We start from the raw sequence: 269 nt of genomic DNA on the forward strand, positions 1-269 counted from the left end.
GTGCAAGGCCAGCATCGGTAACTAAACCAATTGCGCCTGAGTCAACCGCCCAAAATAAGTCAGCACGGCGAACGCCTGCTTTTGCTTCAGCTACTATGGTATTTGCTAATGCAGCAGTTGGGCCTCGGCGTATACCGAGTTTAAGGTTTGGATTTTTCTTCTCGATAGCTTGTAATACGTTTTCGTATAAGCCACCTTCACCACGCCCTAAATAAAGCGTAAGCTCACCCTCTAGTTTAGGTAAGCTATCTACAGACACAGGGTTTGCT

1 pseudogene is annotated in these 269 nt (G+C 46.8%); it reads right to left on the reverse strand.

Annotated elements, in window-relative coordinates:
* Positions 1–269: pseudogene (locus tag AAEY62_RS22575) on the reverse strand (ABC transporter substrate-binding protein); the annotation flags it as partial.

Source organism: Pseudoalteromonas sp. GW168-MNA-CIBAN-0100 (genome assembly GCF_040309225.1).
GTDB lineage: Bacteria > Pseudomonadota > Gammaproteobacteria > Enterobacterales > Alteromonadaceae > Pseudoalteromonas > Pseudoalteromonas arctica.